Annotated in this window: 11 protein-coding genes; 7 read left to right on the forward strand and 4 right to left on the reverse strand. The window is 73.2% G+C overall.

Features of this window, described 5'->3' with window-relative positions:
* Positions 1-84: 84 nt before the first annotated feature.
* Both ACZ63J_RS27430 and ACZ63J_RS27435 read left to right on the forward strand, forming a co-directional pair.
* The gene (locus tag ACZ63J_RS27430) at positions 85-549 is read left to right on the forward strand and encodes an Lrp/AsnC family transcriptional regulator (protein ID WP_465406278.1); all 465 of its coding nucleotides are present in this window, start codon (positions 85-87) and stop codon (positions 547-549) included.
* Positions 533-1,069: a P-loop NTPase family protein gene (locus ACZ63J_RS27435; RefSeq protein WP_465406276.1), complete on the forward strand. Its 537-nt coding sequence runs from the start codon at positions 533-535 to the stop codon at positions 1,067-1,069. Before ACZ63J_RS27430 ends, ACZ63J_RS27435 begins: the two co-directional genes overlap by 17 nt.
* Here the strand turns inward: ACZ63J_RS27435 and ACZ63J_RS27440 are convergent.
* Positions 1,052-1,528: an Lrp/AsnC family transcriptional regulator gene (locus ACZ63J_RS27440; RefSeq protein WP_465312647.1), complete on the reverse strand. Its 477-nt coding sequence runs from the start codon at positions 1,526-1,528 to the stop codon at positions 1,052-1,054. The genes ACZ63J_RS27435 and ACZ63J_RS27440 overlap by 18 nt on opposite strands.
* 58 nt (positions 1,529-1,586) lie before the next feature.
* On the opposite strand from ACZ63J_RS27440, the gene ACZ63J_RS27445 reads away from it, so the two are divergent.
* The gene (locus ACZ63J_RS27445; RefSeq protein ID WP_465406273.1) at positions 1,587-2,705 is read left to right on the forward strand and encodes a trans-sulfuration enzyme family protein; all 1,119 of its coding nucleotides are present in this window, start codon (positions 1,587-1,589) and stop codon (positions 2,703-2,705) included.
* Here ACZ63J_RS27445 and ACZ63J_RS27450 read toward each other — a convergent pair.
* On the reverse strand, positions 2,702-2,911 hold the full coding sequence (locus ACZ63J_RS27450; protein WP_465406271.1) for an FmdB family zinc ribbon protein: 210 nt from the start codon (positions 2,909-2,911) through the stop codon (positions 2,702-2,704). The genes ACZ63J_RS27445 and ACZ63J_RS27450 overlap by 4 nt on opposite strands.
* A 45-nt stretch (positions 2,912-2,956) precedes the next feature.
* Between ACZ63J_RS27450 and ACZ63J_RS27455 the strand changes: the two genes are divergently transcribed.
* The 3 genes from ACZ63J_RS27455 to ACZ63J_RS27465 all read left to right on the forward strand — a co-directional run bounded on the left by ACZ63J_RS27455 (position 2,957) and on the right by ACZ63J_RS27465 (position 5,823).
* Positions 2,957-4,081, forward strand: coding sequence for an alkaline phosphatase family protein (locus ACZ63J_RS27455; RefSeq protein WP_465336404.1), 1,125 nt, complete (start codon positions 2,957-2,959; stop codon positions 4,079-4,081).
* A gap of 94 nt (positions 4,082-4,175) precedes the next feature.
* Entirely contained in the window at positions 4,176-5,276 is a 1,101-nt protein-coding gene (locus ACZ63J_RS27460; RefSeq protein ID WP_465406269.1) for an NAD/NADP octopine/nopaline dehydrogenase family protein, read from the forward strand.
* A gap of 241 nt (positions 5,277-5,517) precedes the next feature.
* Positions 5,518-5,823, forward strand: coding sequence for a hypothetical protein (locus ACZ63J_RS27465; protein ID WP_465312642.1), 306 nt, complete (start codon positions 5,518-5,520; stop codon positions 5,821-5,823).
* 31 nt (positions 5,824-5,854) lie between these two features.
* On the opposite strand, the gene ACZ63J_RS27470 is transcribed toward ACZ63J_RS27465, so the two are convergent.
* On the reverse strand, positions 5,855-6,388 hold the full coding sequence (locus tag ACZ63J_RS27470; RefSeq protein WP_465406267.1) for a GNAT family N-acetyltransferase: 534 nt from the start codon (positions 6,386-6,388) through the stop codon (positions 5,855-5,857).
* A 17-nt stretch (positions 6,389-6,405) separates the two neighbouring features.
* On the opposite strand from ACZ63J_RS27470, the gene ACZ63J_RS27475 reads away from it, so the two are divergent.
* Positions 6,406-7,167 carry an alpha/beta fold hydrolase gene (locus ACZ63J_RS27475; RefSeq protein WP_465406265.1) on the forward strand — a complete coding sequence of 254 codons (762 nt, stop codon included), beginning with the start codon at positions 6,406-6,408 and terminating at the stop codon, positions 7,165-7,167.
* On the opposite strand, the gene ACZ63J_RS27480 is transcribed toward ACZ63J_RS27475, so the two are convergent.
* On the reverse strand, positions 7,155-7,454 hold the full coding sequence (locus ACZ63J_RS27480; RefSeq protein WP_465439658.1) for a phosphotransferase family protein: 300 nt from the start codon (positions 7,452-7,454) through the stop codon (positions 7,155-7,157). The two genes, ACZ63J_RS27475 and ACZ63J_RS27480, sit on opposite strands and share 13 nt — an antisense overlap.
* Positions 7,455-7,551 lie beyond the last annotated feature (97 nt).

Here is a 7,551-nt window from a genome sequence, read left to right on the forward strand (position 1 = left end):
CTATCGAGGTCAACGCCCTGATCGGAAGGGAACGATCACGGCGTTGGGACGCTTTCGCCGTGGATCTCGCGGTATGTTCGGCCGATGACCGAGAGTCTCGACCCGACGGACTGGGCCATCCTCGTCGAGCTCCAGCGGGACGCCCGGCTGCCGCTCACCGAGCTCGGCCGGCGGGTGAACCTCAGCGCGTCCGCGGCCACCGAACGGCTCCGGCGGCTCGAGACCGCCGGGGTGATCACCGGCTACCGCGCGGACATCGACCTCGGCAAGCTCGGCTACCCGGTGCTCGCCGTCGTCCGGCTCAAGTACCCCGGCAGCCGCCACGAGCCGCTGCACAAGCTGCTCGCCGAGCGCTTCGAGATCCTGGAGTGCCTGCGCACCACCGGCGACGACTGCTACACGCTCAAGATCGCCGCGGCGTCCATGGCCCACCTCGAGCACACCATGGACGAGCTGGCCCAGTTCGGCAGCACGACCACGAACGTCGTCTACAGCCAGACCCTGCCCTACCGCGGACCGCAGGAAGCCGCCCGTGACCTCGAGTCCTGAGCGCATCGTCGTCTACGGCGTGACCGGCTCGGGCAAGTCGACGCTCGCGGCCCGCATCGCCGAGCGCACCGGCCTGCCGTACGTCTCGGCCGACGACCTCACCTGGCTGCCGGGCTGGGTCGCGGTCTCCGACGACGAGCAGCGCCGCCGCATCGCCGAGGTGTGCGCGGGGGAGCGCTGGGTCCTCGACGCCGCGTACACCCGGTGGGCGGACGTCGTGCTGCCCCGCGTGCAGCTCATCGTGGGGCTCGACTACCCGCGCTGGCTTTCGCTGGGCCGCCTGGTGCGCCGGACGGCCTGGCGCTCGCTGACCCGCGAGCGCATCTGCAACGGCAACGTCGAGTCGCTCCGCCAGATGTTCTCCGCGGACTCGATCATCCGCTGGCACTTCGCGTCGTTCGCGCGGAAGCGGGCGCGGATCCGGATGTGGGCCGCCGTGCCCCGCGGTCGTCCGGCTGACGTCCCCGCGCGGGACCCGCCGGTGGCTGGAAACGCTGTGACGTCAGGAGCTCGGCGGTAGCAGCGGCCCGCCGCTCCAGTGCTGGAACACCAGGTTCGTGTGCACCCGGGCGACCTCGTCGCGCGCGGTCAGCTCGTCGAGGACCAGCCGCTGCAGCTCGGCGGCGGAGCTGGTCGCGACGTGCGCGAGGAAGTCGTCCGGCCCGGTCAGGTGGTAGACCGCGCGCACCTCCGGCAGGGACAGCAGGTGCGCGACGAACGGGTCCACCAGCGGCCGCCGGTGCGGGCGCACCTGGACGAACAGGAAAGCCTCCAGCGGCCGCCCCAGCTTCGCGGCGTCGACCGAAGCGTGCTGGCCGGTGATCACGCCGGTGTCCCGCAGCCGCGCCACGCGGTCGAGGCACGTCGACGGCGCGATGCCGACGGCGGCCGCCAGGTCCTTGTTGGTGATCCGGGCATCGTTCTGCAGCAACCGCAGAATCTCGAGGTCCACCGGGCTCAGTTCGACGGAATCAGGCATCGGCGAATGATATCCGAGACTGTTGCCTTCGATCCGGGGAAAGATCGAGCATGCTCGTATGACTTCCGCCCTGCGCACCCGAGCCGTCCACGCCGGCCGCGACGATCTCACGGACCTCGGCGTGCACGCCGCCCCGCTCGACCTGTCCACGACCTACCCGTCCCGCGACAGCGCCGCCGAAGCCGCCCGGATCGACGAGTTCGCCGCCGGGGGCGAGGTCGACGGCCCGCCTATCTACGGCCGCGTCGGCAACCCGACCGTCGAACGGTTCGAGCGGGCGCTGGCCGAGCTCGAGGGCTTCGAGCACGGCGTCGCGTTCGCCAGTGGTATGGCCGCCGTCTCGGCCTGCCTGCTTTCCGCCGTGGCGCAAGGGAAACGGCACGTCGTCGCGGTCCGCCCGCTTTACGGCTGCAGTGACCACCTGCTGGAGTCCGGGCTGCTCGGCACCGAGGTCACGTGGGCCGCGCCGGACGCCGTCGCCGCCGCGCTCCGGCCCGACACGGGCCTGGTGTTCGTCGAAACCCCGGCCAACCCGACGCTCGCCGAGGTCGACATCGCCGCCCTGGCCGCGGCCTGTGGTGACGTGCCTTTGGTGGTGGACAACACCTTCGCGACTCCGGTGCTCCAGCGCCCCGGCCGGCACGGCGCGCGGATCGTGCTGCACAGCGCGACGAAGTTCCTCGGCGGCCACGGCGACGTGATGGGCGGGATCGTCGCGTGTGACGCCTCGGAGGCCGCGCGGCTGCGGCAGATCCGCTTCGCCACCGGCGGTGTGCTGCACCCGCTGGCCGGATACCTGTTGCTGCGCGGGCTTTCCACGCTGCCGCTGCGTGTGAACGCGGCGTCCGCCACCGCGGCGACGCTGGCCGCGCGGCTCGGCGACCACCCGGCGGTGACGGCCGTCCACTACCCGCGGCTGGGCGGGTCGCTGGTGGCGTTCGAGGTCGACGGCGACCCGCACGCCCTCATCGGCGCGGTCCGGCTGATCACGCCGGCCGTCAGCCTCGGCAGCGTCGACACGCTGATCCAGCACCCGGGCTCGATCAGCCACCGGATCGTCGACGCCGGCGACCGGCACGACGCCGGGGTGTCCGACCAGCTGATCAGGTTGTCGGCCGGGCTCGAGGACGTCGAGGACCTCTGGCACGACCTCGAGCAGGCGCTGAAGGCGGTTTAGCCGCAGCAACCGCCGCCGCAGCAGCCACCACCGCCGGCCGGGGCCGCGGGACCACTCGCGGCCCCGGTCAGGGCGACGGTGGTGAGCAGCTTGACGGTGTCGTCGTGGCCCTCCGGGCAGGCCGCCGGCGCGCTCGATTCGCTCATCGGGCGCAGGAGCTCGAAGGTCTCGGTGCACTCGCGGCAGCGGTAGGCGTAGGTCGGCATGCCGCGATTATCGCCGGAGGGGCCCGCGGATGGGAAGCTGGGCGCGTGCAGCCCCCTTCACTCGCCGGCGTCCCGCACCTCGGCCAGGTCGTCCCGTCCCTGCTCGCCGCGCTGGGGGTGCCCGGCTGCGCGAACACGCTGACGCTGCCGGAGGCGCGCAGTGCCGGGGTGCTGCTCGTCGACGGGCTCGGCTGGGAGCTGCTCGCCGAGCACGCCGCGGACGCCCCGGTGCTGACCGAGCTCGCCCGGGAGTCGCTGCGCGTCGGCTTCCCGTCGACGACGGCGGCCGGGCTGGCCGCGATCGGGACCGGGCTCGCGTCGGGAGAGCACGGGATGGTGGGCTACACCTTCGAAATGCCGGGCACGGGCGTGCTCAACGCGTTGCGCTGGTGCAGCCACGACGACGGCAGCGACCTGCGGGGCGCTCTCCCGCCGCGTGAGGTGCAGCCGCTGGCGACAACGTTCGAACGGGCGGCCGCGGCGGGCATCGACGCGGCGGTGGTGTCCTCCGCGAAGTTCCGCGACACCGCACTGACGATGGCCACCCAGGGCGGCGCGCGCTACGCCGGGGTGCACGCGCTGGGCGACCTCGCCGCGCGGACGTTGTCGGTGCTCGACGGGCGTGCGTTCTGCTACGCCTACCACAGTGAGCTCGACCTGCTCGGGCACGTCTACGGCCCGGGTTCGACCGCGTGGCGGATGCAGCTGCGGCAGATCGACCGGCTCGTCGAGTCCCTTGTGGACGGTCTGCCGGCCGGCGCCCTGCTCGCGGTGGTCGCCGACCACGGGATGGTGACCGTCGAGGACAAGCTCGACCTCGAGGACGTGCCGGAGCTGCTGTCCGGCGTCCGGACCTTCGGGGGTGAGGTGCGGGCCCGGCACGTCTACACCGAGCCGGGCGCGGCCGCGGACGTCCTCGCGGCCTGGCAGGCGGTGCTGGGCGAGCGGGCGTGGGTGCGGTCGCGGGAGGAAGCCGTCGCCGAGGGGTGGTTCGGGCACACGGTCAGCGACCGGGTGCTGCCGCGGATCGGCGACGTCGTCGCGGCCGCGCGCGGGCGGTTCGGGATGGTGCGGGGGCTCGCCGAGGCCGTCGAGACGTCGCTGGTCGGGCAGCACGGTTCGCTGACCACCGCCGAGCAGCTGGTCCCGCTGGCGCTCGCGCAGGGCTGACGTCCCGTTTTCCGGGAATGTGCGCCGGCGGGAACTTTCCCCGCCGGTGTGCCGACCTGTCCACTGCGTACCGGATCGACGGGGAGTGGGCGGGATGAGCGTGCTGGACGGGATCGGTGTGATCGGGGCGGGCGGCGAGGGACGGGCCGTGGCGGCGTACCTAGCTTCGCGGGGGTTGCCGGTGCACCTGTACACCCGGGATCTCCGGGCCGTGGCGGAGATCGCGCGTCGCCGGGAGATCGTCGCGCGTGGGGTGCTCGACGGGCGGTTCCCGCTCCGGGAGGTGACCGCTGACCCGGCCGGGCTGGGCGGCCGCGCCGTCGTGCTGGTCGCCACCGTGACCACCGCCTACCCGGAGGTCGCCGCCCGGCTCGCGCCGCACCTCGGCGCCGGGCAGGTCGTGGTGCTGTTCTCCAGCAAGCTCTGCGGGAGCGTCGAGTTCGCCCACGTGCTCGCCGCCGCCGGGGCGCCGGCGGTCGACGTCGTCGAGACGGACGCGCTGTTCGCCGCGCGGCCGGCCGGGACCGACGGGGTGCGCGTGCTCGGCGTCAAGGGCTGGAACCTGCTCTCCGGGTGCACCGCGGCCGCCGTCGGACGGCACGCCGGGCTGCTGCGCGAGTGGTTCCCGATGCTGGAGGTCGCGCGCAACCCCGTCGAGCGCGGGCTGCACGACTTCGGCGCGGTCGCGCACGTGCCGATCGCGCTGGCCAACCTCGGCACCATCGACCGCGCCGAGGAGCTGCTCTTCTACGTCGAAGGCGTCTCGCCGCGGACGATCGCCCTGCTGGAGCGCACCGAGGCCGAGTTCGCCGCCGTCGCCCGGGCGTACGGCGCGCGGCTGCTGCCGATGACCGAGGTCCTCGACCGCTACTACGGCTGCCCGGCCACGACGCTGCTCGACGCGTTGCGGACCGTGGAGCCGTACCGGACGATCGCCGCGCCGACCAGCCTCGACCACCGGTTCCTCAGCGAAGACATCCGCTCGACCCTCGTGCCGCTGCAGGCGCTCGCGCGGTGCGCCGGCGTCGCCACGCCGATGGTCGACGCCGCGATCACGATCATGTCGGTGCTCGGCGGTGAGGACTTCCGCCGGACGGGCCGGACGCTGGACCGGCTCGGCTGGGCAGGACTCGGCCACGACGGCATCCTGCGCCGGTTGCGGGCCGGTGACCGGGTGGCGGAACGCGCGGCCTGAGCGCCGACGGGCATCACGCGTGACTGGAGGGGCATCACGCGTGACTGGAGGGGCATCACGTGTGATTGAAGGGGCATCACGCGTGATTGGAAGGTCGACACTCGTGATTGGAGGGTCGACACGCGTACTCAGGTGGACGACTCGCGTACCTGGGGGGACGACACGTTTGCCTGGGGGGGGGACGACACGTGTGGGGTGGAGGTCGCGTCGGGGGTGGGCGGGCGGGAGATACCGTTCGGGGGTGCCTCGACGGAATCGTCCCGGCCGCCGGGCGGACGGCGGGCCGCCCGAACGCGAGCTCGGCGCCGCGACCGGCTGGGCCCGCGCGGAAGCCGGGGCCGACGGGGACTGGCTCGTGCGGACCGTGCCCGGCTCGCAGGCCACCAAGTTCTACCGCTGCCCCGGCTGTGACCACGAGATCCGGCCCGGCACCCCGCACCTCGTCGTCTGGCCCGCCGACGAGACCGGCTCGGTCGCCGACCGCCGGCACTGGCACCGGCCCTGCTGGGAAGCCCGCGCGCGGCGGCGGCCGCAACGCCGCCGCTGATTCGCTCTGGAGTTGTCAAACACCGCCCGGCTCAGCGCCGGTAGTGGCGCGACATCGCGCCGTCGTACATCTCTTCCGTGTACTCGGTGAAGCCGAGCCGCTCCGCGACCCGCAGCGACGGCTTGTTCGCGATGCTCACGCTCGCCAGCACCGGCACCGACGGCAGGTCGCGGGCGCACCAGTCGAGCACCGCCAGCCCGGCCTCCACCGCATAACCCTTGCCCCATGCCGAGGGCCGGAACCGGTAGCCGAGGTTCAGCACCTTCTCGCCGTGGAACTCCCGCAGCCGCACGCCGCACATGCCGAGCACCTCGGCGCCCCCGCGTTCGGTCACCGCGGGGTAGCCGAAGCCGTGCTCGGCCCAGTGCGCCAGCCAGTCCGAGAACATCGCCGACGCGGCCGGCACGTCGGGCGGGTCGGGGTGGAACCGGTTGGTGCGCGGATCGGTGTGGATGTCGACCATCGCCCGCCGGTCCGCCTCGTGGAGCGGACGCAGCAGCAGCCGGTCGGTTTCGATGTCGGTGAACACATCGGCGAAGCTAGCGCGGGGGTCCGACAAAAACATCCGACAAAATGGCGCGCATGACCGAACTGCCGCTGGTCCTCCTCCACGCCTTTCCCCTGGACGCCCGCATGTGGAACGCGGTGCGCGAGCCCCTCGCTTCACACCTTCGGGTGATCACTCCGGACCAGCGCGGGCTGGGCCGCTCGCCGCTGCCGGACTCGGACCGCGAACCGGGTCTCGAGGACGCCGCGCGCGACGTCGTCGCCCTGCTCGACCGCCTGGAGCTGGACCGCGTCGTGCTCGGCGGCTGCTCGATGGGCGGTTACCTCGCGATGGCCGTGCTGCGGCTGGCGCCGGAGCGGGTCGGCGGGCTCGTCCTCATCGACACCAAGGCCGCGCCGGACACGCCCGAGGCCGCGCAGAGCCGGCTGGACGTCGCCAGGCGCGTCGAAGAAGAAGGCATCAAGGGCTGGCTGGCCGAGGCCAACCTGCCGAACCTGCTGGCCGAGTCGACGCGGAAGGAACGTCCCGAGATCGTCGAAACCGTCCGGGAGATCATCGAGTCGCAGCCGCCCGCCGGGATTTCGTGGACGGCGCTGGCGCTGCGGACCCGGCCGGATTCGCTCGACCTGCTCCGGGAAGCGAAGGTGCCCGCGCTGGTCGTCGTCGGCGAGCAGGACCCGATCACGCCGGTCGAGGCGGCGAGCGCGATGAGCGAGGCCATGCCCGGCTCGACGCTCGTGGTGCTGCCGGACGCCGGGCACCTGACCCCGCTGGAGGACCCGGCGGGCGTGGTCGAGGCGATCCTGTCCTGGTACCCGGCGACTCAGGAGAAGTAGGCGGCGAGCGACGACCGGGCACCGGGGAGCCGGTGCGGGAACCGGATCGCGATGACGTGCTGCCACACGACCGAGTACAGCTCCCGCACGCGGACCCACGGCTCGAGGGCGCTCTCGTCGAACGAACCGGGGTAGGCGGCGAGGAGCTCCGGGCCGCCCTGCCGGCCGAGGATCCCCAGGTCCCAGGCCAGCGGGCCGAGCCAGGTGTCCTCGAAGTCCAGCCAGCACGGGCCCGCCGGCGTCGCGATCAGGTTCCCGGGGTGCGCGTCGCCGTGCAGCGGCTGCACGGCGGCGTCCTGGGGGGGTGCGGGGAGGAGGGAGGACCCCCCGCTCCAACAGGGGGTTTCGCCGGCGGAGGCCCCCCCCTTAAAGAGGCGGTCTAGG

Source organism: Amycolatopsis sp. NPDC104863 (genome assembly GCF_055582965.1).

What these genes read in the sequence shown, in the direction of transcription:
- ACZ63J_RS27445 (WP_465406273.1), top strand. Translation starts at nt 1,587, where the DNA reads ATGACTTCCGCCCTGCGCACCCGAGCCGTCCACGCCGGCCGCGACGAT.
- ACZ63J_RS27475 (WP_465406265.1), top strand. Translation starts at nt 6,406, where the DNA reads ATGACCGAACTGCCGCTGGTCCTCCTCCACGCCTTTCCCCTGGACGCC.
- ACZ63J_RS27460 (WP_465406269.1), top strand. Translation starts at nt 4,176, where the DNA reads ATGAGCGTGCTGGACGGGATCGGTGTGATCGGGGCGGGCGGCGAGGGA.
- ACZ63J_RS27470 (WP_465406267.1), bottom strand. Translation starts at nt 6,388, where the DNA reads ATGTTTTTGTCGGACCCCCGCGCTAGCTTCGCCGATGTGTTCACCGAC.
- ACZ63J_RS27450 (WP_465406271.1), bottom strand. Translation starts at nt 2,911, where the DNA reads ATGCCGACCTACGCCTACCGCTGCCGCGAGTGCACCGAGACCTTCGAG.
- ACZ63J_RS27440 (WP_465312647.1), bottom strand. Translation starts at nt 1,528, where the DNA reads ATGCCTGATTCCGTCGAACTGAGCCCGGTGGACCTCGAGATTCTGCGG.
- ACZ63J_RS27430 (WP_465406278.1), top strand. Translation starts at nt 85, where the DNA reads ATGACCGAGAGTCTCGACCCGACGGACTGGGCCATCCTCGTCGAGCTC.